The sequence below is a fragment of the Pseudomonas sp. KH_050 genome (genome assembly GCF_057838875.1).
Genome location: NZ_CM174478.1, coordinates 4801332 through 4828234, shown reverse-complemented (window position 1 = coordinate 4828234; position 26903 = coordinate 4801332). Strand labels below are relative to the sequence as shown.

Below are 26903 nucleotides of genomic sequence, written 5' to 3'. Positions count from 1 at the left end.
TCGGCGTCATATGTTCTGAATTGAGGGTTAAGCAAATGCGGTTGAAGAGCAGAAAATACCGTCATTCGAGCGTTGGCTGCTTAGCACGACTCCAGTCTGCGGGTAAATAAGGATAGTGTAATGAGGTGTAAAATTTGGCAAGATTGAGAGCGGGTATCCATTTCGCCTCCTCGATCCTGGTGAAGACCATCGCAGGACTCATAGTTATAAAGCTATTGGCATGGAAATTGGGCCCGGATGGTTTTGGATTGCTTGGCCAGCTCATGACGTTGGTCGCTATCACGGGAATGTTCGCGGGTGGTGGAATAACGAACGGCCTCATAAAAGTTCTTGCGGAGTCACCAGTCTCTTCGAAAGAGGGGCGGGCTTGGTTCGCCACGGCGTTCACGCTTACAACAATAATCTCAGCATTTGTCGCTTTTTTACTGATGGTTTTCTCCGGTGCTCTTTCGACCCGTCTAATGCAGGGTGGATTCACTGTGCTTTTTGTTGGTCTTGGGTTGGCTCAAGTCATTGTAGGTTATGGAAGCTTGGTGCAGGCGGAAGCTAGCAGTCGTGGAGAAAGCAGTTTCTATGCAAAAGTCAATATACTGGGGACCATATTTGGAACGGCTGTACTGGCGTTTGCAGTCAATTCGTTTGGTTTCGATGGTGCGGCTTATTCGGTAATGCTGATGCCGGCCTTGACCGGCCTTGTCGCACTGTTGTTTATGGTTGTAAACCGTAGAGAGCTTTTCCGATATTCAAGATTTTTCGTTGATAGAGTCAGGATGCGTCATCTGTTGTCTTTTTCTGTTTTGGCGCTGGTTGGTTCCACATCTGTCCCTATTGCACAAATTTTGATGCGTGATGGAATGGCGCAAAGTTTTGGCTGGGAACAGGTCGGGTTGTGGCAAGGCGTGATTAAGTTGTCAGATGTTTACATGCAATTCGTAGGCGTGGTCTTGATAAACTATGTTCTACCCCGATATGCAGCAGCGGCTAATTTAAAGCTAGTAGTTAAAGAATTTAAGCTTAGTCTGATATGGCTATTGTCAGCTCTACTATTAGGCTTCATCGCACTTTATAGCCTGAAAAATATTGTCGTTAGGTTGGTTTTTTCAGATGAGTTTCTTCCAATGACTGATTATTTTATGCCTCAGATGATTGGAGATATTTTCAGAACAGTTGCGTCTGCAATTTCGTTTATTTTTATGGCTAGAGGTGCTGTGCGTGTGTCAATTGTCTTCGAATTTGCGCAGGGGATATTGCTTTTTGCTTTTTTTGTCTTGCTCTTGACGATTTTCGGGCCGATGACCCCGGTGTATGCACATGTGATTACTTACGGATTGCTTTCCGTATCCATGGCTGTAGGGCTTGGATTTTGGCTTAGGAGAATGCAGTCATGAAGATTTTGATGTTATGTACGAAGTTTTCGTTGTCCGAAAATGATCCTTGGCTGACGAATGAATTGGCTGATTCTTTCCAAGAGTCTGGAAACAATGTGACCGTTGTATGCTTGGACTGGTCGGCAAAGCCCGGAAGCCCTCGCTTAAATCTAAAACTGCAAAATGGGGTCGAGGTTATTTCGATCCCACCCGTATTAGTACCTTCTCCGATAGCGTTCATTTCTCGCGCCCTGAAATGGAGTCTTTCGTCATTTTCTGCTTATTGGATTTCGCGAAAACTTGCCAAGCAAAACGATTTCGATGCAGTGCTCGCTTTTTCACCGGCCATTACGATGGCATTACCAATTATGGCGCTCGCACGAAATAAAAGGCTCACATCAATTTTGATTCAGTGGGATTTTTTTCCACATCATCACCGGCAAATCGGTCTGTTTTCGTCGAGCATATCTTTCTTCGTTGCAAGGAAGGTCGAAGAGATGCTGATACGCAGATTCGACGTAGTTGCATGTATGTCACCTGCCAATGAGGCGTACCTTCGTACTCATTACCCCATTCGTAGTGAGCAACAGATTTGCATCACCCCAGTTTGGGGTAAAGACACTCCAATACCTGAAGTGGATCGTACTGGTATCCGTACAAAATACTCTTTACCACAACACCGGCCGCTGGTTGTCTTTGGAGGACAGCTCGTTCACGGACGGGGGCTTGAGGACTTACTGGAAGCTGCGAAACTTGCGCAAAGACGCGGGTCTTCAGTAACATTTCTGGTAATTGGAAGCGGTTCACTTGAGTCGCTTGTAGAGGAATGCATTGCCCAAGGCTGTGAAAATTTAATCTGGATTTCGCGTATACCTCGGACCGAGTATCTGGGGTTGATTAAATCCTGTGACCTTGCTCTCGTATGCACAGTAAGAGATGTCGATGTTCCTAGTTTTCCATCGAAAACGATCGACTATCTTAGGGTAGGTTTGCCTATTGTCGCTTCTGTAGAGAGATCTACGGACTATGGAGAGTATTTGACTTCATTAGGTGTCGGTATTAGCGTTGAGGCAGGCGAACCTAATGTGTTGCTCGAATCGATCGAGAGTTTGCTCATTGATGAGGGCAGAATGCGTTCCATGATAGCGCTAGGACCTGTACGCTTTAAAGAAATATTTGAAGTGAAGCACATTGCGTCGCAGCTTCTTGACTTGGCAGTGTAACTAAATGCTTGCGGAGCGTGACTAATGTCCAGAGTATTCGGAAAGGTTCGATATCTTCCTCTGATGCTAGGTATGGCCTATCTGTCTCTGACAATATTGCTTTTTTTTATAGGACCATTTGACTGGCCTGTTACCAACGAAGGCGTGTTGTTATTTTTTTTGATTGTGTGCTTATTTGCTCTAGTATTGGGTTTTACCCTTGGGGCAATAAAAATTGGTCGAGGCAAAGCATTAAGCTCATGGAGGTTTTTTTATCGTATCGGTGCCTTGCTAAGTATTGTTCTTGTTTTTCCTGCAACCTGGGTATATACGGGGAAGTGGCCTTGGGAGGTTTTCAGTGTTCTCGGCGATCAGGGGTTGGCGTACCGGGAGATGCTTGCAGCGCTTGAAGCGAATGAGTCCGGTGTTCGAAGTTATGTTGCCATTGTAAGGGCTGTTTTCGCTCCGTTTGTATATTGCGTCGTCCCCTTTGCAATTTTAAAATGGAGGGAGTTAAGACGGTTTGATGTTCTATTGCTCTTAGGGCATATAGCAGCTGTTCTGATATTTTCTTTCATGCGAGGAACAGATCGTGAAACGGGAGACCTTCTGATTTTTTCCATGGGAGCGGCACTAATTGCTGTATGTCGTTTAGCCGTTGAGCGCGGCCGTTTTCCTTTCAAATTATCAAAGTTTTTTGTTTTGTCGATTGCCGTGATAGTGATGCTCTCGGCAGCTGTTTATCTGTTTGTAGAGCGGAAAGAGTCGCGCATGGGAGGGAACGACAATTTTTGCGTGGCGGAAGGCGTAGTTTGTTCCGTCCGGACTCCATCTCAAAGTGCACTTAATGCAAAGGGAGATTTTGCGCTGGAAATGCTAACGGCATATGTAGCGCAAGGGTATTATGGGTTGTCTTTGGCTCTTAAGGATGATTTTACGTCAACTTTTGGTGTGGGTCACTCGGCTTTTCTAATGAGCGTATTTACAAAGGCTTTAGATGAATCGGCGTATGAGCGAAGCTATTTATTTAAAGTGAGCTCTGCAGGGTGGAGTGATAAATATCAATGGTCAACCATATTTCCATGGTTGGCTAGCGATGTAGGGTTTCCGGGAGTTCCCATACTGATTGTCATTATGGGGTTTTTATGGGGGAGTTCCTGGAAAAGCGCGGTACTGTGGAATAGTGATGCCGGAGCCTTGGTGTTTCTGTTCTTGTCTTTAGCGGTATTGTATATGCCAGCTAATAATCAATTGGCGCAAACGTTAGATTCATATTTTGCATTCTGGGTTTGGCTTTTGTTGTGGTTGAGTCAAGGTGCAGAAAATGTGAGTCTCCCCGTAATTGCTTATAAAAAATAATGTGTGAGGGTATTATGTTCCAGGAAAAGATACTTTTGATTACCGGCGGGACCGGATCTTTCGGTAATGCCGTCTTGAAACGCTTTCTTGACACCGATATTGCCGAAATACGCATCTTCAGTCGTGACGAGAAAAAACAGGATGATATGCGTAAGTATTACGCGAACTCCAAGCTGAAATTCTATATCGGCGATGTCCGCGATTACCAAAGTGTTCTAAATGCCACTCGCGGTGTTGATTATATTTTCCATGCTGCTGCGCTCAAACAGGTTCCTTCCTGCGAATTCCACCCCATGGAAGCCGTGAAGACTAATGTCATGGGCACCGAAAATGTATTGGAAGCCGCTATTCAGAACGGTGTAAAGCGTGTTGTTTGTTTGAGTACCGATAAAGCCGTTTACCCTATCAATGCAATGGGTATTTCCAAGGCGATGATGGAAAAGGTCATGGTTGCCAAGTCGCGTAGCGCTGACGATGACAAAACCGTGATTTGCGGAACTCGTTATGGCAACGTCATGGCTTCACGTGGTTCTGTTATTCCTCTGTTCATCCAACAGATTCGCGACGGCAAGCCTTTGACGTTGACGGATCCCAATATGACCCGCTTCATGATGACTCTGGCGGATGCTGTAGATTTGGTGTTGTACGCGTTTGAACATGGTAACAACGGCGACTTGTTTGTGCAGAAAGCGCCAGCGGCTACTGTAGAAACTCTTGCGAAAGCGCTTACACAAATGCTCAACCTCCCAGAACACCCGATTCAGGTTATCGGTACGCGTCATGGTGAAAAACTGTATGAGGCTCTTCTAAGTCGTGAAGAAATGGCCTGCGCGGAAGACCGTGGCGACTACTTCCGGGTACCACCTGACTTGCGCGATTTGAATTACGCAAAATTCGTGGAACAAGGGGAAGAAAAAATTTCCCGTACAGAAGATTATAATTCGCACAACACTGCAAGATTGGACGTTGAAGGCATGAAGGGTTTGTTGCTGAAGCTGGACTTCATGCGCGCCATCCAGCGTGGTGAACACGCGACGCCAGAGGAGTAAACTATGAAAGTGCTGATAACTGGTTCCAACGGTTTCGTGGGTAAAAACCTGATAGCACACTTGGGCGAACGTACTGATATTGAAGTCGTGCTGTTCACTCGGGACGATAATATCAAGCAGTTGCCGAAGTTAATGGACGGCGTAGATTTTGTGTTCCACTTGGCAGGAGTGAATCGCCCGCAGGATCCTGAAGAATTCAAAAGTGGCAATACGAATTTGACACGTGCCCTTTGTGAAGCGGTATCAGCATGCGGTAAATTGGTTCCAGTACTTTATACCTCGTCGATTCAGGCTGAGTTGGATAACCTCTACGGCAGTAGCAAACGTGGTGCCGAAGAGGCGTTGATAGCGCTGGCGGAAAAGCATGGCTCGCCGGTTTATTTGTTTAGGCTCCCGAATGTTTTTGGTAAGTGGGCTCGTCCGAATTATAATTCAGCTGTAGCGACCTTCTGTCATAACATTACTCGTGGACTGCCGATTCAAGTTAATGATCCAAAAGCAACTATCAATCTTGTTTATATTGACGATGTTATCAAACAATTTATCGCTGCGATGGACGGTAAATTGGTAAATGATCGATTTGTTAATGTCGAACCTCAATACAGCATTAGCGTTGGGGCGTTGGTAAGTCAACTGGAGGCGTTTCGTGATAGCCGCAACACCTTAATCACCGAGCCAGTTGGGACGGGGTTGGTGCGTGCGCTATATTCGACTTATGTAAGTTATTTAACCCCCGAGTGCTTCACCTATCAGATTCCGAAATATGGAGACCCTCGAGGGGTCTTTGTCGAGATGCTCAAGACAGGTGATAGCGGGCAATTCTCCTACTTCACAGCTCATCCTGGTATTACGCGTGGTGGCCACTATCATCACTCAAAAACCGAAAAATTTTTGGTGATCAAAGGTAAGGCGTGCTTTCGATTCCGGCATATTGTATCTGGTGAGTTCTACGAATTGTTCACAACCGGTGAGCAACCGGAAATTGTCGAGACTGTTCCCGGATGGACTCATGACATTACCAATGCAGGGGATGTGGAGATGATCGTAATGCTTTGGGCGAACGAAATCTTTGATCGGGAGCATCCCGATACGTACGCACGGCCGGTAGGAGTTGAAGCCTAGGGTTGGAAGTGCTCTCTGCTCTGATGGTCTATATTAAGCGACCGGGGGTGGGGAGCTAGTTAGATGATTTTTCAGGGGCGTAGTATCAATGACTACCGACGAACGGTGCATAGGCAATGCGCAAAGAAATTGACTCAGATGTGTCATCATGTGCTGCGACAGTCAGGCTATGCTCGCGCCTTGATGGTAACAGGTGTTCCTGCTGAACGTTGATCGCTCGATCGTCTGGGCCGAGTGATGAAACGCTGGGATGTTACTGATTGTTCGTCTATCACTTTTTGAAAGGTGACATTTAAAAATATGAAGAAGCTAAAAGTTGTTACTGTAGTGGGCACCCGCCCTGAAATCATCCGTTTGTCGCGTGTAATGGCCGCTCTGGATCAGCATTGCGATCACGTGCTGGTCCACACTGGGCAGAATTACGATTACGAGCTGAACGAAATTTTCTTCCAGGACTTAGGCATCCGTAAGCCTGATCATTTTTTGAACGCTGCGGGTGCGACCGGTGCCGAAACCATTGGTAACGTGATTATCAGTGTGGATCGTGTGTTGGCAGAGGTTCAACCTGAGGCGATGTTGGTCTTGGGCGATACCAACAGTTGCATGGCGGTCATTCCGGCCAAACGGCGCAAGATCCCAACTTTTCATATGGAAGCTGGTAACCGTTGCTTTGACATGCGAGTACCAGAAGAAATAAATCGTCGAATTGTCGACCATACTGCCGATATCAATTTGACTTATAGCACCATTGCTCGGGATTATTTGCTGCGGGAAGGGTTATCTCCCGATATGGTAATTAAAACCGGGAGTCCCATGTTCGAGGTACTAAATTATTACCTTGACGGGATTAAAAGCTCCGACGTGTTGGAGCGTTTGAATCTTGAAACGGGCAAGTTCTTCGTGGTCAGCGCACACCGGGAAGAAAACATTGATTCTGATCAAAATTTTCTAAAGCTTGTTGACGTGCTGAACAAGACTGCCGAGCATTTCGGATTGCCTGTAATTGTTTCGACGCATCCTCGGACACAAAAACGCGTTGATGCGATGGGCATTATTTTTCATGCCAATGTACGACTGCTCAAGCCATTGGGTTTTAAAGACTACAATAAACTGCAGCTTGAATCCAAAGCAGTACTTTCTGATAGCGGCACTATCAATGAAGAGTCCTCAATTCTGAACTTCCCAGCCCTGAATATCCGGGAAGCGCATGAGCGTCCAGAAGGTATGGAAGAAGCCGCGGTAATGATGGTTGGACTTGAGGTTGAACGGGTAATGCAGGGGCTTAAAATATTGGAAGATCAAGGTCGTAATGAGGAGCGGACTCTAAGATTGGTCCAGGATTATAGTATGCCAAACGTCGCTGAAAAAGTGGTCAGAATTATTCATAGTTATCGTGATTATGTCATGCGCGTTGTTTGGAAAAGGTTTTAAGTAAATGGCAGTTCGCGTACTCTTACTGACTCAATGGTTTGACCCGGAACCGACCTTCAAAGGCTTGGTTTTTGCGCGGGAACTCGTAAAGCAGGGTTTTGAGGTCGAGGTGGTTACGGGGTTTCCAAACTATCCCGGTGGAAAAATTTATCCTGGGTTCAAGATGCGTTTGATCCAGCGTGAAATGATTGACGGTGTTAGAGTGACGCGATTGCCTCTTTACCCAAGTCACGGTCAAAGTGGTGTCGGACGTATTATAAATTATGTAAGTTTTGCTGCGACAAGTCTTTTTTATGGGTTGTTGTTTAGTAAGCGTTCCGATGTAATATATGCCTACCATCCCCCTTTGACCGTGGGGATTGTAGCTGTAATTGTTCGTTTTTTTCGACGCGTTCCAGTTGTTTATGATATCCAGGATATGTGGCCGGACACCCTGCGCGCTACTGGTATGTTTTCTAATGAAAGGGCGCTCAATCTGGTCGCGAGTGTATGCTCTTTTGTTTATAAAAATGTTGATAGGTTGGTGGTGCTGTCGCCAGGTTTTAAACGTTTGTTGATTGAACGGGGCGTTCCATCAAATAAGATTGATGTGGTGTACAACTGGTGTGCAGAAAATCACCTGAACTCTTCCTGTAGAGAGTTTCCAGCCAATTTTCCAACAGATTCAAGATTCAAGATCTTGTTTGCTGGAAATATGGGTAAAGCACAAGCGTTGGACTCAGTGCTCGAAGCCGCTGGTATTCTCCAGTCGCGTAACGTGGAGCTGGTGTTCATTTTCTTGGGTGGGGGTGTAGAGGTAGAGCGATTAAGGCAGAAGGCTCAGAATAGTAACCTTCGAAATATCGTTTTTCTGCCGTCTGTATCCATGAGCGTCGTAGGGAGTTACCTTTCCAGCGCAGATGCATTGTTGGTTCATCTAAAGAAAGACCCTCTATTTACCATCACTATTCCCTCGAAGACTCAAGCGTATATGGCAGTTGGAAAGCCTCTCTTGATGGCTGTGGATGGAGATGCTGCAGATTTGGTAACGCAGAGCGGGTGTGGGATTGTAGCTGAATCGGAAAGTTCTGAGTCTTTGGCAAACGCCGCGCAGACTCTACAGCAACTTGATAAAAAGTCACGAGATGAAATGGGTGAAAAAGGTAAAATGTACTATCGGTCTAATCTATCACTCAGTGAAGGTGTTCGGCGGTTCGCGGATATTTTCAAGAGCGTTTCAATGCGTAAATAGTTTTCACTCTTTGGGTGAGTGAGGGTTTTCGCTTATTGGGTTTCTAGGATTGGAAAATGTTAAAGCGCCTTTTTGATGTGGTTGCATCCTTCTTCGGACTCTTGGTATTGGGTCCTGTCATTATTTTTGTGGCCTTTCAAGTTCGCCGTAAACTTGGAGGGCCTGTTTTGTTTCGCCAGATACGCCCGGGTCTTAATGGCAAGCCATTTGAGATGATAAAATTTCGAACGATGAAGGATGCTTACGACTTGAATGGAGTCCCTCTTCCGGATTCCGAGCGTATGACTGGTTTCGGACATTTTTTGCGTTCCAGTAGTCTGGACGAGCTTCCTGAACTGTGGAATGTGTTGAAGGGCGAAATGAGTCTGGTGGGACCTCGTCCCCTGTTGATGGAGTATCTGCCTTTATACGATGAAATCCAGTGGCGCAGGCACCATGCGCGACCTGGTGTTACCGGATGGGCTCAGATAAATGGGCGGAACGCTCTATCCTGGGAAGAAAAATTCAAACTTGATGTCTGGTATGTGGACCATCAGTCTTTGTGGCTCGACCTGAAAATCATCCTCCTTACAGTCAAAAAAGTGTTGGTCAAGGACGGCATTAGTGCGGAAGGTGAAGTAACAATGCCCAAGTTCACTGGGACAAAAAAATGAAGAGGCTCGCGATTCTCGGTGCTAGTGGTCATGGCAGGGTAGTCGCGGATACAGCAGAATGTTGTGGCTGGCAGGTTATCGAGTTTTTTGATGATGCTTGGCCCCAAGTGACGTCCAATGAGATATGGCCAGTAACTGGAACGACTGAAGATTTACTCAAGCGTGTGCAAGAGTTCGATGGTGTTCTGGTTGCCATTGGTAACAATAATGTCCGCCGAAGCAAAATTGATGTGTTAAAGGCGGTAGGTGCACAACTTCCTGTACTTGTACACCCATCTTCAACTGTTAGCCGATACGCTACGATTGGATCAGGAACCGTGGTATTCGCATCTGCAGTAGTCAATGCGTACGCTTCGGTCGGTGAGGGAGCGATACTGAACACTGGTTGTAGTGTCGATCACGACTGCGTTCTTGGCATGTGTGTGCATCTCAGTCCGGGGGCTAGGCTGGCTGGTGCCGTTCGTGTAGGCGATGCAAGCTGGATTGGCATCGGTGCATCTGTCCGGCAGCGCCTCACAATAGGTTTCAACGTAGTCGTCGGTGCCGGTGCCACGGTGGTCTGTGATTTCTCTGATAATATGACTGTGGCAGGGGTACCCGCTCGAGTTATCGGCAGCCCCTGAATTTTTCAGTCAAGAGCGGTTGGGTATGCTTGGCTGAGTGGACAGTTGAGTTTTCGACGTACTTTTTCATTTATGGATGGCAGGTAAAAAACCGTGTTGAATACTCCATTTTCTCCTTGGCCTTCGTTCACAGTGGAAGAGGCCGATGCCGTTCGCAATGTAGTGCTTTCCAATAAGGTCAATTATTGGACGGGGCAGGAATGTCGCGAATTTGAGAAAGAGTTCGCTACGTGGGCGGGTACTGAATATGCCGTCGCCTTGGCAAATGGCACCGTTGCGCTAGATCTTGCGCTGCGCGCCTTGGGAATCGGACCGGGGGACGAAGTCATTGTCACGCCGCGTACCTTCCTTGCTTCAGTTTCCAGTATCGTCAATGCAGGAGCCACTCCGGTGTTCGCCGAGGTTGACCGCGATTCCCAGAATATCACAGCGCAGACTATCCAGGCGGTCCTAACGTCTCGCACCCGTGCTGTGATTTGCGTGCATCTCGCAGGTTGGCCCTGTGATATGGACCCCATTATGGAATTGGCAGTCCGGCACGACCTCAAGGTGATCGAGGACTGCGCCCAGGCGCATGGTGCAAAATATAAAGGGCGTGCTGTTGGTTCTATCGGTCATGTAGGGGCCTGGTCGTTTTGTCAGGACAAGATCATGACTACTGGCGGCGAGGGTGGCATGGTCACGACAAACGATCGAAGCCTTTGGCTGAAAATGTGGTCATTCAAGGATCATGGCAAGAGCTGGGAAGCGATCTATGAGCGTGAGCATCCACCAGGCTTCCGTTGGTTGCATGAAGGTTTTGGTACTAATTGGCGAATGCTGGAGATGCAAGCGGTTATTGGACGTATCCAGTTGCGTCGTATGGTCGAATGGCAAGCCCGACGTATCAGTTATGCGGGGCGCATTTGGTCATGTGCTCGCGAGCTTAAGGGGCTGCGCGTTCCCATGGTTCCCACCAACTGCACTCACGCAGCGTATAAGTGTTATGTTTTTGTCGAGCCTGAACTGCTGAAGGCTGACTGGAGTCGTGACCGCATTCTTTCCGAAATCACCGCGCTGGGCGTTCCATGTTTCTCTGGCTCTTGCTCCGAGGTCTATCTCGAGAAAGCTTTTGATGATACGGGCTGGCGCCCTGAGGTCCGGTTGGCCGTGGCGAAGAGCTTGGGCGAGACTAGCTTGATGTTTCTTGTGCACCCGACACTGACCGAGGCTGAAATCGACAAAACCTGTGAAGTGCTTAAGAATATTATGCAGCAAGCACTTCAAGCGTAAATCACGCCTGCGACCGATCATTCATTGCGCACCCCAGGCCAGCATTTTCGCTGGTTTGGGAGTTGAGCGACAAGGAACAGTAGTTCCGAAGGATCTAGATTGTTAACCAATGCCTGTCAATATATGGATGCTTCTCTTCGATGACTCTATGGTTGTCGTTACTGGTTGTAGCTAGCGTTTCACTGGCACTCACCGGCGCCTTGCGTCGCTACGCTCTGGCTCGCAGCCTGATGGATGTTCCCAACGCTCGCAGCTCACATTCGATACCTACGCCACGGAGCGGTGGAGTAGCGATTGTGCTCAGCTTCCTTGGCGTATTGCCGGTTTTTGGATTGTTTGAGGTCGTAAGCTGGACTTTGATCCTGGCTTTGCTTGGGGCGGGTGCTGGAATTGCGATACTGGGCTTCCTAGATGATCAGGGCCACGTTGCAGTTAGGTGGCGTTTACTTGGTCATTTTTCAGGAGCTATCTGGGCTTTGTTTTGGTTCGATGGCCTGCCTCCGCTAAATGTGTTTGGCATCGTCTTTGATCTAGGTTGGTTCGGGTCAGTTTTGGCTGTGATCTACTTGGTCTGGATGCTGAATTTGTACAACTTTATGGACGGGATTGATGGTATTGCCGGCGTCGAGGCGGTTACCGTATGTCTTGGTGTCTGTGTGATCTACTGGTTGGCAGACTACAAAAACCTCATTTGGGCACCATTACTGCTGGCTATGTCGGTCGTTGGCTTTCTTTACTGGAATTTTCCACCTGCGCGGATTTTCATGGGCGATGCAGGAAGTGGTTTTCTAGGCATGGTATTAGGCGTATTTTCGCTTCAGGCGGCTTGGAGCGCTACAGGTTTGCTATGGGTATGGTTGATCCTCCTCGGTGTATTCATTGTAGATGCGACGTTCACATTGATACGGCGTTTTCTGCTGGGAGCTAGAGTTTATGAGGCACATCGTACCCACGCTTACCAGTTTGCCTCACGTCAGTCAGGAGGACATTCGACAGTTACTTTGGCGGTGGCGGTAATTAATGTTGTGTGGTTGCTGCCTATTGCATTGTGTGTGGCATTGCTTGGTCTTGAGGGAGTGATTGGTCTGATTTTAGCTTATATTCCACTAGTGATTCTTGCTTTAAAGTTTCATGCTGGGGAATTGGAAGAGCATTAACGGATTGATTTTTCACATTCAAGAATGTTTTGTTTCGAGTGTTGCAAAAGGTGAACGAGGATTATGGATAATATAAGAACATATTTGTTGAGCCTTCCACGGCAGCGCAAACGCGTCCTGCAAGTCATCGTTGACATCATACTGGTCTGGCTGGCGTTATGGATGGCCTTTGTTGTCCGGTTGGGGCTGGACGAAATGATCAATCCACTCACTCAACATCTTTGGTTGTTCCTGACTGCTCCTACCATAGCCATTCCTCTGTTCATCCGCTTTGGCATGTATAGGGCGGTGATGCGTTATTTTGGTAATGACGCCCTGATTGCCATCATTAAGGCTGTTAGCCTGTCGGCACTAATTCTGGGTGTTGCGGTGTATTGGTACAGCAACCACCAGCACGTCGTTCCGCGATCGATCATTTTCAACTACTGGTGGTTGAGCCTGATCATGGTTGGTGGTTTGCGTCTGGCTATGCGTCAGTACTTCCTGGGCGATTGGTTCACTGCTGCGCAGCATGTGCCTTTCACCAGTCGCGATGATGGGTTACCTAGGGTCGCGATCTATGGAGCTGGAGCTGCCGGAAACCAATTGGTTGCGGCTCTGCGTATGGGCAGAATCATGCGTCCGGTAGCATTTATCGACGATGATAAAAGCATTGCCGACCGTGTTATTGCAGGGCTGCAGGTTTACAAACCTAAGCACATCCAGCAGATGATAGACGCCACGGGCGCTCAGGAAATTCTTCTTGCGATTCCTTCATCGAACCGTGGCCGTCGCCGTGAGATTCTTGGCTTTCTGGAAGGCTTCCCGCTTCATGTTCGAAGCGTGCCCGGTTTTATGGATCTGGCAAGCGGCCGTGTAAAGGTCGACGATATTCAGGAAGTAGACATCGCTGACCTACTTGGTCGTGATGCGGTACCCGCACAGGGTGATCTGCTCGAACACTGCATTAAGGATCAGTCGGTCCTGGTCACTGGCGCAGGGGGCTCCATCGGTTCTGAGCTCTGTCGGCAGATCCTGGCTTTACGTCCAACCACACTTCTGTTGTTCGAACATAGTGAGTTCAACCTTTACAGCATTTTGTCGGAGCTTGAGCAGCGAGTTGCCCGGGAATCCTTGTCGGTTCGTCTGCTGCCAATTCTCGGTTCTGTCCGCAATCCGGACAAGTTGCTGGACGTAATGAAAACTTGGCACGTAGACACGGTCTACCATGCCGCCGCTTACAAACACGTGCCGATGGTCGAGCACAACATTGCTGAAGGCGTTCTGAACAATGTGATCGGCACGCTCAATACTGCCCAGGCCGCCCTGCAAGCTGGTGTTGCCAACTTTGTATTGATCTCTACGGACAAGGCCGTGCGTCCGACTAATGTGATGGGCAGCACCAAGCGCCTTGCCGAATTGACGCTGCAGGCACTGAGCCGTGAGGTTGCGCCAGTGCTCTTTGGTGACACGGGCAATGTCTCGCGAGTCAATAAAACCCGCTTCACCATGGTCCGTTTTGGCAATGTGCTGGGGTCTTCCGGTTCGGTGATTCCGCTGTTCCACAAGCAGATCAAGTCGGGCGGACCACTGACCGTTACCCATCCGAAGATCACCCGTTACTTCATGACCATTCCCGAAGCGGCGCAGCTGGTGATCCAGGCTGGCTCCATGGGGCAGGGTGGTGACGTGTTTGTATTGGACATGGGTGAGCCGGTGAAAATTGTAGAGTTAGCGGAAAAGATGATTCATCTCTCCGGTTTGAGTGTTCGCTCGGAAAAGAATGTGCACGGCGACATTTCCATCGAGTTCACTGGTCTGCGGCCGGGCGAAAAGCTTTACGAAGAGTTGCTGATTGGCGACAACGTAGTCGCCACTCAACATCCGATGATTATGAGTGCCAATGAAGATCATTTGGCCTGGGATGTGCTCAAGGCCAAGCTGACGGAACTGCTTGCTGCTGTTGAGCAGGATGACTATGCCCGAGTCCGTCAATTACTGCGCGACACAGTCAGCGGTTATGCACCAGACGGTGAAATCGTCGACTGGATCTACCAACAACGCCGACTTGAGCCCTGATCGCCACATATGCTGTAACTCTGCCACTTTTGACATACGCATAACATCGCCTAGGTTTGGAAGGCAGCTTCGGAAAAGCTGCTTCTCCCTTATCAATGCCATGGAGTGTCACTTATGCGTACGTCTTACCTCTCATCTCTGGTCTTTGCTCTGCTGACCAGTGCCTCTCTTGCCGTCAACGCAGCGCCTGCCAAATCGGAGACCGTTACGCCTATCGCGGTGCAGGTGGCGTCTACTGGGCAGGCCTCAAGGATCAATCTCAATGGAGCCGATGCCGCGACCTTGCAGCGTGAACTCTCTGGGATTGGCGAGGCCAAGGCCAATGCGATTGTGGCTTACCGTGAAAGCAACGGGCCATACACTTCGGTGGATGAGTTGCTCGAAGTGAAGGGGATCGGCAAGGCGATTCTGGACAAGAACCGCGAAATGCTGGAAATAAAATGAACAGGGTTCATTAGCAGCAGCCAAAGCGGGTTGTTGAACGCAATGCTGTTTAATTAAGCAGTGCGAAATCGCGATCAACTGAATATCTGGCTTTTTGGCATCTTCATCGCCCTGTGGCTCGCCAAGCCCAGGGCGCTTTTGTTATGTGCAGTATACTGCTTCTCAGTATGCGATCCATTAACCCTGCCATTTGAAAGTTGAGATTCATGGGGGCACTGGTATTCGCTACGTGGGATTCCGTACAGGAGCCCTTGGATGTCTCTGCCAAGGACTATTTCCGCACCGCTCAGGTGCGCAGCGCAGAAACCCATAGGGCTCTGAACGATGACTTTAGCCGTCTTGACCGACGGACTCTAAAGTTGAAGGCTTGTCGCGCCTTTAACGTGTTGCTCTATCACTGATGGCTAGTTTTTTCAGGGATGCGTGCATATCTACCCCGGGAACTATCGCCATTACTTCACAAGTGGTCTTGCTGGGTTTCCAACGACTGTTGTAAAAGGCTCAACACTTTTTGTCACTACAGCGCCCATCCCGACCACCGCGCCTTTTCCGATAACGATCGGTCGGTCTGGTGTGCCTTGCTTGATGATTGCCCCAGTTCCGATATACGCATGGTCTTCAATGATGACTGAACCGTTGCAGTGTACGCCGGGCGCAAAGGTGACAAAGTCGCCTATAACACAGTCATGTGCGACGTATGAATAGATGTTCGAATGAAAGAACTTACCAATCCTGGCATTTGCCGTAACCGTGGTGAATGGGCAAAGAATTGAGCCTTCCCCAATTTCGTTATGAGCGAGGTTAAGGGTGTTTGCCGCGGAAATTGCGAATGGCTTGGCTCCACCACCGATAAGCTTGTTAGCGACAAGCTCGCGGATTTTGCTATTTGCTATGGCAATGTTGAAAAAAAGGGTTTCATCCATGTCAATGAAGTCGGCGGTGGTCATTACCTCGAACCCATTGATTATTCTGCTAGGTGGGTTGTCATCAACAAAAATTGCCTTGGAGTTCTTACTGTCCGGCACCCGATTCAGCATCTCGACGACGAGAGGCATGACCTCACGGCCAAAGCCCCCAGCCCCAACGATTGCGTAAATGTTCATGTCATGATCCTTTTTTCTGTCCATTGCTGCTATTTATCTGATCGAATCGAGCCAGTTTAGCTATCTTATTGATTTTCGGATAACGGTTTGTGTTTGATCAACAGAGTAATGGCGCGCTCACCCGAGGCCGGGGAAGACGATGTAAAATCAAGTGGGTAGTGCTGCACGATCACCGCTTGAGACTTAAACCAACCTACTCGTCATAATCCCGCAAATGCTGATACCCGCCGTACAACGCCACGCCAAGAACTACAATGACTACGGTTATGCAAATGATCACTAGATAGCGCATTTAGTCTGTTCTGATGAAAACCAGGGTCTTCCCTGTGGCCGGAGGTGACGGCGGCTGTTGCCGCTTTTCGTTGAAACCCTGTGTTCGGTATGGCTGAAGTTCAAAGCCAGGCCCGTTGCGGCCGTCCGTGCTTCCATTCTCACTCAAATCAATGAGACCCAGTGTATTTGGCGCTGACCCTGGCAGAGCAATCTCCTGGTAAATATAGGGATTTAGTGAGTGATTCAGCAAAGCAATCCGTATGAATCAGTTCCCTTTCGTCTGAAATGACGCTGGAGTGAGATTTACCTCTGCTCTGTCGGGCGATCTAGAAGGGCGAAAGGTCGCTGGTTTTTTCGTCCTCACACCGGTACTCATCCGCACATCACCGCTATATTGAAATGTCGTCAATGCACGCATGACTGTGAAGAACCGAGCCAAAAAAATCTATCGGCCCGTTAAATTACGACTATCATACAAACATAAAATTATGCCTATAATAAAACCCTCCACCCCTTGAACTGCCCCACCCGGACGCTCAATCCCCCAACGTTTCCCCAGGAGTACCCCTATGAACCCTGTCCAATCCCAAGGTACCGCCCTCATCACCGGTGCATCATCCGGCATCGGAGCAATCTACGCCGAGCGACTGGCGGTGCGTGGTTTTGACCTGTTGTTGGTGGCCCGTGATGAGCAGCGGCTGGAGGCGGCAGCGACTCGGTTGCGGGCCGAGCACGGTGTTCAGGTTGAGGTGTTGAAGGCGGATCTGACGCTTCGAGAGGATCTGTTGAAGGTCGAGCAGCGCTTGCGCAGTGATTCGGCTATCAGTCTGTTGTTGAACAATGCGGGTATCGCTGCCGATGGTCCATTGGCCAGCGCCGATATGGATCAGCTGGAGCGGATGATTCAGCTCAATGTGGTGGCGGTGACGCGTTTGGCTTCGGCTGCGGCGCAGAATTTTTCGGCTGCCGGGCGGGGTGCGATTATCAATATCGGTTCGGTGGTGGCGTTGATTCCGGAGCGTTTCAACGCGACGTATTCGGCGACCAAGGCTTATGTGTTGAGTCTGACGCAGTCGTTGGACGCCGAACTGAATGGCTCGGGTGTGCAGGTGCAGGCGGTGTTGCCGGGTGTGACGCGCACTGAGATCTGGGAGCGTTCGGGTATCGATGCCGATGCGATTCCGGCGGAGATGGTGATGGAGGCCGATGAGATGGTCAGCGCGGCATTGGCCGGTTTTGATCAGGGTGAGTTGATCACTATTCCGTCACTGCCGGAGGCGGCGGATTGGGAGGCGGTGACGGCTGCGCGGCATGCCCTTGGACCAAATTTGTCGAGGAGCAGTGCAGCTGCCCGCTATAAGTAATGGGCGGGATCCATGAATCGATTTGAGGTGGTGAGGTTATGAGTGGACGTCGAGTAGTAGTCACTGGCATGGGGTTGGTGTCGCCGCTGGGTTGTGGTGTCGAGCCGGTCTGGGCGCGTTTGCTCGCCGGTCGTTCCGGTCTGCGGCAGTTGCCGGAGGCGGTGGTGGCTGATTTGTCGGCCAGGGTAGGCGGTGTGGTACCTACGCTGTCGGAGGATAGCGAGGCGGGTTTTGATCCGGATCGGGCGACGTCTCCCAAAGAGCAGAAGAAGATGGACCGTTTCATTCTGTTCGCCATGGCGGCTGCTCAGCAGGCATTGGAGCAGGCGGGCTGGGTGGCGGGCGATGCTCAGGCGCAGGAGCGCACGGCGACGATCATTGGTTCGGGTGTCGGTGGTTTCGGCGCGATTGCCGATGCGGTGAGAACCACCGACAGCAAGGGCCCTCGGCGTTTGTCGCCGTTCACTATTCCGTCGTTTCTGGTCAATCTGGCGGCCGGTCATGTGTCGATCCAGCACGGTTTCAAAGGCCCGTTGGGTGCGCCGGTAACCGCTTGCGCCGCAGGCGTTCAGGCGATTGGCGATGCCGCGCGGTTGATTCGTTGTGGCGAAGCGGATATTGCAGTCTGTGGCGGCGCGGAAGCGGCCATCGATCGAGTCAGTCTTGCCGGGTTCGCGGCGGCCCGGGCCTTGTCCAGTGGCTATAACGAGACCCCGGAGCGCGCTTCCCGGCCGTTCGACAGTGGCCGCGATGGTTTTGTCATGGGCGAGGGGGCGGGGATTCTGGTGATTGAGGAACTGGAGCACGCGTTGGCCCGCGGCGCTCAGCCGTTGGCGGAGCTAGTCGGCTATGGCACCAGTGCCGATGCTTATCATCTGACCGCCGGTCCGGAAGATGGCAGCGGTGCGCGGCGCTCCATGGCGCAAGCCTTGGCCCAGGCCGGCATCAGCGCGGCGCAGGTGCAGCACCTGAACGCTCACGCGACCTCTACACCCATAGGTGATCTGGGGGAAATCGCCGCTATCAAGTCGTTGTTCGGTGAGCGCCCGGAGGTCGCGATCACTGCGACCAAATCCGCCACCGGGCACCTGTTGGGCGCTGCTGGCGGAATAGAAGCGATCTTCACAATTCTGGCGATTCGCGATCAAGTCGCTCCGGCCACGCTGAATCTGGATAACCCGGATGCGGCAACCGAAGGTCTGGACATTGTCCATGGCCAGGCGCGGCCGATGGCGATCGAGTATGCCTTGTCCAATGGCTTCGGCTTCGGCGGGGTCAATGCCAGTGTGTTGTTCAAGCGTTGGCAGGCTTGAGGCTTAGTCGGCCTGCTGTTTCAAAAAGTCGCGAGTGATGTCGAGAATCCGCTTTGCCAGTTCCGCGTTTTCGACACTGCGCGACAGCATCAACGCTCCCACCAGGGTCGACATCACGATGATGCTCTGATCGGCGGCATTCGGGCCGCCGAGCGCCGTTTCCACTTGCTTGAGTCTTGAGTCGAGAATGACATCGCTGGTCGGGCTGGGTTGCCCGCGCTGGCCGAGTTCCGAAGACATGGTGGGCAAGGGGCAGCCCTGGTCGGGTGATGTCTGGTGCCATTCGGAAAGGTAGGTGTCGATGAACGCTTCCAGCGGGCGTTCCTGGGCGAAGAGTTCGGCGCAACGAACGTCGACTTCTTCGCCGGCGGCCTGGAGCGCTTTTTCCACCAGATCGTCTTTGGATTTGAAGTGGGAATAAAAGCCGCCGTGGGTCAGGCCCAACGCTTTCATCAGTGGTTGCAGACCGGTAGCGCCGATACCGTCTCGGCGAAAGCGTACCGAAGCTTCCTTGATGATGCGCTGATGGGTCTGGGCTTTATGGTCTTGCGAGTAACGCATCTAAGAGTCTCCACAACAATGCCCCCATCTTAACCAAGGTAAATTAAATGGTGACCGTACTTTTATGCCTGAAAGGCGCCGTTGTCTGGAGCTCGACAGCCACTATCGATTAATTGGCACGAATAATGGTTACTGGTTAGCTGAAGATTGTTGAACAATCATGAGGCGATCACCATGAGCAGCGGACTTTCCCTGGCCGATCAAATTACGCTGGAGATGCGTACCGACGTTATCGGCGGGCGTTTGTTGCCCGGCATGGCTTTAATCGAAAGCGATCTGGTAGCCGCCTACAACACCTCTAGAAACACTATTCGCGAAGCCTTGCACCGCTTGGGCCAAGAGGGCCTGACCCGCTATGTGCGCAACAAAGGGGTGGTGGTGCGCCGCCTCGGAGTCGATGAGGTGCGCGATCTGTTCCAGGTTCGCCGCACCCTGGAGTTGCAGGCCATTGCCGGCAGCAAGCCGCTGCGCGAGTACCAGTCCGATCGCATGCTCGAGGCCATCGAAGCCACCGAGCTTGCCCGTGAACGCGAGGACTGGCGGGCAGTCGGTACCCATAGCCTGGGTTTTCACCAGCATATCGTCGGGCTGATGCGCAGCCCGTTGTTCGATGAGTTCTTTACCAACATCGTCGCCCAGTTGCGTCTGGTGTTCTGCGCCGCGCCAGACGAGCAACGCTTTCAAGCGCCCTGGCTTGCGCGCGATCGGCAGATTCACGACCTGCTCGCCGAGGGCAAAAAAGCCGCAGCGCAGGAGGCAATGAGTCTTTACCTCGACGACTCCGAACAGCTGTTACTCGACATGCTCAGCCATCCCCACCCCCTCTACGGCGTAGGGCTGAGCCCGTAGCAGCTGCCGAGCCTGCGAGGCTGCGTTCGAGCCGGAGTCGCGCTCGACCGAAGTCCTCGCAAAGCCTGTGTACGCGGTCTACTTTAAAAACCCCGTCGCCCGATCTAACGACCGCTTCGCGGTCGAACGCAGCCTCGCAGGCTCGGCAGCTGCTACGAGAGGAAAGTTGTGTAGATACCTATGCCCATTGATCGAGGATGTTCACCATGTACAAAGACTATCCCGCGGCTTATCAGGTCAGCAAAGGTTCGGCCCTGCAGGTAGACAAGGCCTTTTATGAGCGGATTCGCGAGGCGAAGGACCGACGCACGCTGATCGAGCAGTTCGAAGTGCCGATCCGCACGGGCCGTGCGTGGAAGGTTGCGGCCGGGCATGTGTTCCGGGTGACCACTCCGGTCGGCCCGCAGGTGGGGGATTTCAATGTCTGGAACGCCAATGATCCGCGTGAACGCTTGTGGGCCGCGCGCACCCGTCAACTGCAGGGCGCCCATGTCAGCACCCACGACCGGCTCTGGTCGAACCTGCCGTTTTTGCGGCCCCTGGTGACCATCACCGATGACAGCCTGGCGGGTTACGGTATCGATGAACATGGCGGCCGACTGCACGATCTGCTGGGCACCCGCTGCGATCCTTATGTGAACAAAATGCTCACCGGCGAAGACTTCCACCATCACTGCCACTCGAACCTGACCCGCGCGGTGTTGCCCCATGGCCTGACCGAGTTCGACGTGCACGATGTACTGAACATTTTCCAGTGCACCGGTCTCAACCATGACGACATGTACTTCATGAAAGCCTGCCCGGCGCAGAAGGGCGACTACCTGGAGTTTTTTGCTGAAATCGATCTGCTCTGCGCCTTGTCCACCTGCCCCGGAGGCGATTTGTCAGTGGCAATGTGGGGGCCGGATGCGCAGGATCCGTTGAGTGTTTGCCGGCCGTTGGGGGTGGAGGTCTATCGGCTTGAGGAGTCGTTGCTCGAGGGCTGGAGCCAGCCAGAGCGTGCGGCCTACAAGGGGCTGCATGGGTTGCAGATTGCCAAGGCGGAGTGGGAGAAGTAGTGACACTTAGTGCTGACGCTCATCAGCAACGAACATCCATGGCCAGATGATCATTTGTGGCGAGGGGGCTTGCCCCCGCTGGAGCGCGAAGCGGTCCTAAAACCTGCCAACGCGTTGTATCAGGCTCACCGCGTTCACCGACTTTACGACTGCTTCGCAGCCGAACGGGGGCAAGCCCCCTCGCCACAGGTTCTATGTATGACGATAGATAAGATAAACCCTGCCATTGGTTCTCAATGACAGGGTTTTGGGATCAACGATCCTGCGCATCCTTGGCATCGGCTTCCGCGTTGCGTTCAGCCACGCGTTTACGTTGTTCTTCGGTCAGCTCCACCTTGTTGGCGGTGTCGCGCAGCAACATCAAACCGCCGACGATCGAGCCGATTGCAACTATCAGAATCAACCAGGCATACCAGGGCATAGGGCTCTCCTTCAAGGCAGGCCGCTGGGCGAAAGGTTTCGCCCAATGGTCATGCATATATTGTAGGCCTGTTACCCCTCGTAGGAGCTGCCGAAGGCTGCGATCTTTTGATCTTTGGCGATGCGACTGACATCTAAAATCAAAAGATCGCAGCCTTCGGCAGCTCCTACACAAGGTGTTGCCTTGCCACCCGGCCCGCATTTGATCGTTCTGGTATTTCCCATTCTTTACGCATTTTTTATCCCGCGCCAGACCCCTCGCTCTCGATCCTTTACGGCCTCCCTGCAGACAATGAATGCACACGCGGCAATCGCCGTACGACGGAGAAATTCCATGAGCGTTCTGGACGGAGTGTCACTGCTGCTGGCAGTGGGGCTGTTCATTTATCTACTGGTTGCGCTGTTGCGCGCGGATCGGAACTAGGAGCGGTTATGCACAGTTATGACTATTGGCTGATCCTCGCCTTCTTCGCCCTGGTGCTGATCCCGGCACCGTTTCTGGGGCGCTTTTACTACAAGGTGATGGAAGGCCAGCGCACCTGGCTGACGCCGGTCTTCGGTCCGCTGGAACGCGGCTGTTATCGGGTGGCCGGGGTCGATCCGCAGGCCGAACAGAGCTGGCAGAAATACACCCTGGCCTTGCTCGCCTTCAACCTCACGGGTTTTTTGCTGTTGTTCGCGATCCTGCTGTTTCAGGACTACTTGCCGCTCAACCCGCAACACCTGCCGGGTCAGGAGTGGACGCAGGCGTTCAATACCGCCGTCAGCTTCATGACTAACACCAACTGGCAGTCCTACAGCGGTGAAGCCACGCTGAGCTACCTCAGCCAGATGGTCGGCCTGACCGTGCAGAACTTCGTCAGCGCCGCCACCGGCCTTGCGGTGTTGGTAGCACTGTGTCGTGGCATCGGTCGACGTTCGGCGCAAACCCTGGGCAACTTCTGGGTCGACATGACTCGCGCCACCCTCTACGGCCTGCTGCCGTTGTGCCTGCTGCTGGCGCTGCTCCTGGTCTGGCAGGGCGTACCGCAAACATACGCCCATTACGTGAATGCGCTGACGATGCAGGGCGTGGATCAGGTGATCCCTTTGGGGCCTGCCGCCAGCCAGATCGCTATCAAACAACTGGGCACCAACGGTGGTGGCTTCTTCGGTGTCAATTCGGCCCATCCATTCGAGAACCCGACGGCCTGGAGCAACCTGTTCGAAGTCGCGTCGATCATTCTGATCCCCGTTGCGCTGGTGTTCACTTTTGGCCATTACGTGAAAGACCTGCGCCAGAGCCGGGCGATCATCGCCTGCATGCTGACGCTGTTCCTGATCGGCGGCGCCACTTCGCTGTGGGCCGAGTATCAGCCGAACCCGACGCTGGACAACGTAGCGGTCGAGCAAACCGCGCCGCTGGAAGGCAAGGAGGCGCGCTTTGGCACCACCGCCACGGTGCTGTGGTCGGTGACCACTACTGCGGCGTCCAACGGTTCGGTCAATGCCATGCACGACAGCCTCAACCCGCTGAGCGGGATGGTCGCGCTGGTCAACATGATGGTCGGCGAGGTGATCTTCGGCGGCGTCGGTGCCGGGCTCTACGGCATGTTGCTCAACGTGCTGATCGCAGTGTTCCTCGCCGGCTTGATGATTGGTCGAACCCCGGAATACCTCGGCAAGAAACTGCAGGCCAGGGAAGTCCAGCTGTTGGTGGTGACCCTGTTGGTGATGCCGGTGGGTGTGCTGGTGCTTGGCGCGATCGCCGCCAGTTTGCCCGGTCCGGCGTCGGCCATCAGTAATCCTGGCCCCCACGGTTTCAGCCAGTTGCTCTATGCCTACACCTCGGCCAGCGCCAACAACGGTTCGGCCTTCGCCGGGCTGGGCGCCAACACGCCGTTCCATAACCTGATGCTGGGCCTTGGCATGTTGATCGGTCGCTTCGGTTACATCCTCCCGGTGCTGGCCCTGGCCGGCAGCCTGGCCATGAAGAAAACCGTGCCGATCGGCCAGAACAGCTTCCCGACCCATGGACCGCTGTTCGTGACCTTGCTGACTGTGACCATTTTGCTGGTGGGCGGCCTGACCTTCCTGCCGACCCTGGCGCTGGGGCCGGTCGCTGAACACTTGGGCCTGGCCGCTTTTGGACTGAAGAACTGAAGGATCTGATGATGAATATGCCCGCACCCAAAGCCGCCGTCGTCAAGGCGCCGGCACAACCGAAAACCGCGATCTCGGCCCTCTGGCGGCCGGCGCTGGTGCAAGCCTTCGTCAAGCTCGACCCGCGTCAGCTCAAGCGCGCGCCGGTGATGCTGGTGGTCGAACTGACGGCGATCCTCACCACCGCCCTGTGTTTTGTGCCGGACCCGGCGGTGCCGGCCTTCGTCGCCGCGCAAATCGCCTTGTGGCTGTGGTTCACCGTGTTGTTCGCCAACTTCGCCGAAGCCCTGGCCGAAGGCCGCGGCAAAGCCCGCGCCGACAGTCTCAAGGCCGGCAGCGAAGGCATGAGTGCGCGGCGCAAGAGCGCTGATGGAAGCTATCAGGTGGTGCCCGCTACCCGCCTGCGCAAAGGCGATATCGTCCGGGTTGAAGCGGGGGAAATGATCCCCGGTGACGGCGAAGTGATCGAAGGCATCGCGGCGGTCAACGAGGCGGCAATTACCGGCGAGTCTGCACCGGTGATCCGCGAGTCCGGCGGCGACCGCTCGGCCGTCACCGGTAACACCCGGCTGGTCTCCGATTGGCTGCTGGTACGGATCACCGCCAACCCCGGTGAGTCGACCCTCGACCGAATGATTGCGCTGGTGGAAGGAGCCAAGCGGCAGAAAACCCCTAACGAAGTGGCGCTGGATATCCTGCTGATTGGCCTGACCTTGATCTTCCTGCTGGTGGTCGTGACGCTCCAGCCGTTTGCCCATTTCGCTAACGGCAGCCTGCCGCTGGTGTTTCTGGTGGCGTTATTGGTGACCCTGATTCCGACCACCATCGGTGGCCTGTTGTCGGCCATCGGCATTGCCGGGATGGACCGTCTGGTGCGGCTCAACGTCATCGCCAAATCCGGTCGCGCCGTGGAAGCAGCGGGTGACGTGCATGTGTTGCTGCTGGACAAGACCGGCACCATCACCTTCGGTAACCGCCGCTGCACAGCGATTCACCCGGCACCTGGCGTCAGCGCCAAAGCGTTGGCCAAAGGCGCGTTACTCGCCTCGCTGGCCGACGACACCGCAGAAGGTAAATCCATCGTTGAGTACCTGCGTGGACTTTATCCACAGCCTGAACCGGCCACCGAGGTGCTGATCGCCGTACCCTTCAGTGCCGAGACCCGCCTGTCCGGAGTCGACTACCAGGGTCGGGTATATCGCAAGGGAGCGGTGGATTCGTTGCTGAGCTTTGTCGGCCTGCAACGCCGCGATCTGCCGGCGGCGTTGTCACGGGAAATCGACAAGATCGCCCAGAGTGGCGGCACCCCGTTGCTGGTCTGCGCCGAGGGCAAACTGCTCGGCGCCATCCACCTCAAGGACATGGTCAAACCCGGCATTCGCGAGCGTTTCGCCGAACTGCGCAAGCTGGGGATTCGCACCGTGATGGTGACCGGCGACAACCCGCTGACCGCCGCGGCGATTGCCGCTGAGGCCGGTGTGGATGATGTGTTGGCCGAAGCGACTCCCGAGAAGAAGCTGGCGCGTATTCGTCATGAGCAGAATGACGGACGGCTGGTGGCAATGTGTGGCGACGGTGCCAATGATGCGCCGGCGCTGGCCCAGGCCGACGTCGGCATGGCGATGAACGATGGCACTCAGGCGGCCCGCGAAGCGGCGAACATGGTCGACCTCGACAGCGATCCGACCAAGCTGCTGGACGTGGTGCAAATCGGCAAAGAGCTGCTGGTGACCCGTGGCGCGCTGACCACTTTTTCCATCGCCAACGACGTGGCCAAGTACTTCGCGATCCTGCCGGCGCTGTTCGCCTCGATTTATCCACAGCTGGGCGTGCTCAACATCATGCACCTGAGCAGCCCGCAGAGCGCGATCCTCTCGGCGATAGTCTTCAACGCCCTGATCATCGTGGTGCTGATCCCGCTGGCATTGCGCGGCGTGCGAGTCCAGGCGGCGAGCGCGGCGGCATTGCTGCGGCGTAATCTGCTGATTTATGGCGTTGGCGGGATTCTGGTGCCGTTTGTGGGGATCAAGTTGATCGACATGCTGTTGACGGCATTGCAGTTGGTTTGACGCGAGTCTTCCTGAGGAGCGCGTTTTTGTGGCGAGGGGGCAAGCCCCCTCGCCACAGGGTTATGTATTTCTAATTTGAGGATTCGATGATGTCCACTATGTTACGTCCAGCCATGAGCCTGATTGTTCTGATGACCCTGATCACCGGCGTCGCCTACCCATTGGTCGTCACCGGTGTCGCCCAGGTGGCATTCCCGGATCAGGCCAATGGCAGCCTGGTGCGCGATGCCGACGGCAAGGTCCGCGGCTCGGCGCTGATCGCTCAGGATTTCAGCGGTGATGCCTGGTTCCATTCGCGGCCATCGGCGGGCGCCTTTGCCACGGTATCGAGCAGCGCCAGCAACCTGGCGCCGAGCAATCCGGCGCTGGCCACTCGGGTGATCGACGAGGCCAGCAAACTGTTGGTGCCGGGGCAGGGGGCGGTTCCATTGGCGTTGCTCACTACCTCCGGCAGCGGCCTTGATCCACACTTGCCACCGGCGGCGATTGCCTATCAACTGGCGCGGGTCGCGGCCGCCCGCAACCTGCCGGTAGCCACCGTGCAGCAGTTGGTCGATACGCATGTCGAGCAACCCCTGGTGGGCCCGCCGGTGGTTAATGTGCTGGCGTTGAATGCAGCGCTGGAAAAGCTGTAGATCAAAAGATCGTCCGAACGCGGCCCTAGCTTTCGGCAGTCCCTACAATGACCGCGTAAACCCTGTAAAAACAGGGCGACGCCGATTCCGTAGGAGCTGGCGCAGGCTGCGATCTTTTCAGGCATAAACCAATCTCAAGACGTACAAG

23 protein-coding genes and 1 pseudogene are annotated in these 26903 nt (G+C 53.1%); 21 read left to right on the top strand and 3 right to left on the bottom strand.

Annotated features, from left to right (window positions below):
• Positions 1 to 134 precede the first annotated feature (134 nt).
• The 13 genes from AC3IUA_RS21915 (at position 135) to AC3IUA_RS21855 (ending at position 14968) form a co-directional block, all read left to right on the top strand.
• Positions 135 to 1388, top strand: coding sequence for an O-antigen translocase (locus tag AC3IUA_RS21915; protein WP_489356994.1), 1254 nt, complete (start codon positions 135 to 137; stop codon positions 1386 to 1388).
• A complete protein-coding gene (locus tag AC3IUA_RS21910) occupies positions 1385 to 2590 on the top strand; it encodes a glycosyltransferase family 4 protein (protein WP_489356993.1) in 1206 nt (401 codons plus the stop codon). The genes AC3IUA_RS21915 and AC3IUA_RS21910 overlap by 4 nt, the downstream gene beginning before the upstream one ends.
• Positions 2591 to 2614: 24 nt before the next feature.
• The gene (locus tag AC3IUA_RS21905) at positions 2615 to 3928 is read left to right on the top strand and encodes a hypothetical protein (protein WP_489356992.1); all 1314 of its coding nucleotides are present in this window, start codon (positions 2615 to 2617) and stop codon (positions 3926 to 3928) included.
• A 14-nt stretch (positions 3929 to 3942) separates the two neighbouring features.
• Positions 3943 to 4977 carry a polysaccharide biosynthesis protein gene (locus AC3IUA_RS21900; RefSeq protein WP_489356991.1) on the top strand — a complete coding sequence of 345 codons (1035 nt, stop codon included), beginning with the start codon at positions 3943 to 3945 and terminating at the stop codon, positions 4975 to 4977.
• 3 nt (positions 4978 to 4980) lie between these two features.
• Entirely contained in the window at positions 4981 to 6099 is a 1119-nt protein-coding gene (gene wbjC, locus AC3IUA_RS21895) for a UDP-2-acetamido-2,6-beta-L-arabino-hexul-4-ose reductase (RefSeq protein WP_489356990.1), read from the top strand.
• A gap of 300 nt (positions 6100 to 6399) precedes the next feature.
• The gene (gene wecB / locus AC3IUA_RS21890; protein WP_489356989.1) at positions 6400 to 7530 is read left to right on the top strand and encodes a non-hydrolyzing UDP-N-acetylglucosamine 2-epimerase; all 1131 of its coding nucleotides are present in this window, start codon (positions 6400 to 6402) and stop codon (positions 7528 to 7530) included.
• A 4-nt stretch (positions 7531 to 7534) separates the two neighbouring features.
• Positions 7535 to 8761 (top strand): glycosyltransferase family 4 protein, encoded by a 1227-nt coding sequence (locus AC3IUA_RS21885; protein ID WP_489356988.1) that lies wholly within the window; start codon positions 7535 to 7537, stop codon positions 8759 to 8761.
• A 56-nt stretch (positions 8762 to 8817) separates the two neighbouring features.
• Positions 8818 to 9414: a sugar transferase gene (locus AC3IUA_RS21880; protein ID WP_489356987.1), complete on the top strand. Its 597-nt coding sequence runs from the start codon at positions 8818 to 8820 to the stop codon at positions 9412 to 9414.
• Positions 9411 to 10037 carry an acetyltransferase gene (locus AC3IUA_RS21875; protein ID WP_489356986.1) on the top strand — a complete coding sequence of 209 codons (627 nt, stop codon included), beginning with the start codon at positions 9411 to 9413 and terminating at the stop codon, positions 10035 to 10037. Before AC3IUA_RS21880 ends, AC3IUA_RS21875 begins: the two co-directional genes overlap by 4 nt.
• A gap of 93 nt (positions 10038 to 10130) precedes the next feature.
• On the top strand, positions 10131 to 11309 hold the full coding sequence (locus tag AC3IUA_RS21870; protein ID WP_489356985.1) for a DegT/DnrJ/EryC1/StrS family aminotransferase: 1179 nt from the start codon (positions 10131 to 10133) through the stop codon (positions 11307 to 11309).
• A gap of 140 nt (positions 11310 to 11449) precedes the next feature.
• Positions 11450 to 12466: an MraY family glycosyltransferase gene (locus AC3IUA_RS21865; RefSeq protein WP_489356984.1), complete on the top strand. Its 1017-nt coding sequence runs from the start codon at positions 11450 to 11452 to the stop codon at positions 12464 to 12466.
• A gap of 60 nt (positions 12467 to 12526) precedes the next feature.
• Positions 12527 to 14524 (top strand): polysaccharide biosynthesis protein, encoded by a 1998-nt coding sequence (locus AC3IUA_RS21860; protein ID WP_489362425.1) that lies wholly within the window; start codon positions 12527 to 12529, stop codon positions 14522 to 14524.
• A gap of 114 nt (positions 14525 to 14638) precedes the next feature.
• Positions 14639 to 14968, top strand: coding sequence for a ComEA family DNA-binding protein (locus AC3IUA_RS21855; protein WP_489356983.1), 330 nt, complete (start codon positions 14639 to 14641; stop codon positions 14966 to 14968).
• A 452-nt stretch (positions 14969 to 15420) separates the two neighbouring features.
• On the opposite strand, the gene AC3IUA_RS21850 is transcribed toward AC3IUA_RS21855, so the two are convergent.
• Entirely contained in the window at positions 15421 to 16071 is a 651-nt protein-coding gene (locus tag AC3IUA_RS21850; RefSeq protein WP_489356982.1) for an acetyltransferase, read from the bottom strand.
• Positions 16072 to 16913: 842 nt separating this feature from the next.
• Between AC3IUA_RS21850 and AC3IUA_RS21845 the strand changes: the two genes are divergently transcribed.
• Together AC3IUA_RS21845 and fabF are read left to right on the top strand one after the other, a co-directional pair.
• On the top strand, positions 16914 to 17708 hold the full coding sequence (locus AC3IUA_RS21845) for an SDR family NAD(P)-dependent oxidoreductase (RefSeq protein WP_489356981.1): 795 nt from the start codon (positions 16914 to 16916) through the stop codon (positions 17706 to 17708).
• A 38-nt stretch (positions 17709 to 17746) separates the two neighbouring features.
• The gene (fabF, locus tag AC3IUA_RS21840) at positions 17747 to 19021 is read left to right on the top strand and encodes a beta-ketoacyl-ACP synthase II (protein ID WP_489356980.1); all 1275 of its coding nucleotides are present in this window, start codon (positions 17747 to 17749) and stop codon (positions 19019 to 19021) included.
• Between the two features lie 3 nt (positions 19022 to 19024).
• On the opposite strand, the gene AC3IUA_RS21835 is transcribed toward fabF, so the two are convergent.
• Entirely contained in the window at positions 19025 to 19582 is a 558-nt protein-coding gene (locus AC3IUA_RS21835) for a TetR/AcrR family transcriptional regulator (protein WP_489356979.1), read from the bottom strand.
• Positions 19583 to 19756: 174 nt separating this feature from the next.
• Here AC3IUA_RS21835 and AC3IUA_RS21830 point away from each other — a divergent pair, with 174 nt between their 5' ends.
• Positions 19757 to 20431: a GntR family transcriptional regulator gene (locus AC3IUA_RS21830; protein WP_489356978.1), complete on the top strand. Its 675-nt coding sequence runs from the start codon at positions 19757 to 19759 to the stop codon at positions 20429 to 20431.
• Between the two features lie 206 nt (positions 20432 to 20637).
• A complete protein-coding gene (locus tag AC3IUA_RS21825) occupies positions 20638 to 21489 on the top strand; it encodes an urea carboxylase-associated family protein (RefSeq protein WP_489356977.1) in 852 nt (283 codons plus the stop codon).
• Between the two features lie 253 nt (positions 21490 to 21742).
• Here the strand turns inward: AC3IUA_RS21825 and AC3IUA_RS21820 are convergent, their stop codons facing one another.
• Complete coding sequence (locus tag AC3IUA_RS21820) at positions 21743 to 21910, bottom strand: DUF2897 family protein (protein ID WP_007899812.1); 168 nt, start codon at positions 21908 to 21910, stop codon at positions 21743 to 21745.
• A 333-nt stretch (positions 21911 to 22243) separates the two neighbouring features.
• Between AC3IUA_RS21820 and kdpF the strand changes: the two genes are divergently transcribed.
• From kdpF to kdpC, 4 genes and pseudogenes are all read left to right on the top strand, one after another.
• The gene (kdpF, locus tag AC3IUA_RS21815) at positions 22244 to 22333 is read left to right on the top strand and encodes a K(+)-transporting ATPase subunit F (protein WP_007899818.1); all 90 of its coding nucleotides are present in this window, start codon (positions 22244 to 22246) and stop codon (positions 22331 to 22333) included.
• An 8-nt stretch (positions 22334 to 22341) separates the two neighbouring features.
• On the top strand, positions 22342 to 24051 hold the full coding sequence (gene kdpA / locus AC3IUA_RS21810; protein WP_489356976.1) for a potassium-transporting ATPase subunit KdpA: 1710 nt from the start codon (positions 22342 to 22344) through the stop codon (positions 24049 to 24051).
• A 15-nt stretch (positions 24052 to 24066) separates the two neighbouring features.
• Positions 24067 to 26120, top strand: a pseudogene (kdpB, locus tag AC3IUA_RS21805) (potassium-transporting ATPase subunit KdpB).
• A gap of 89 nt (positions 26121 to 26209) precedes the next feature.
• Positions 26210 to 26755 carry a potassium-transporting ATPase subunit KdpC gene (kdpC, locus tag AC3IUA_RS21800; RefSeq protein WP_489356975.1) on the top strand — a complete coding sequence of 182 codons (546 nt, stop codon included), beginning with the start codon at positions 26210 to 26212 and terminating at the stop codon, positions 26753 to 26755.
• The last annotated feature ends 148 nt before the right edge of the window (positions 26756 to 26903 follow it).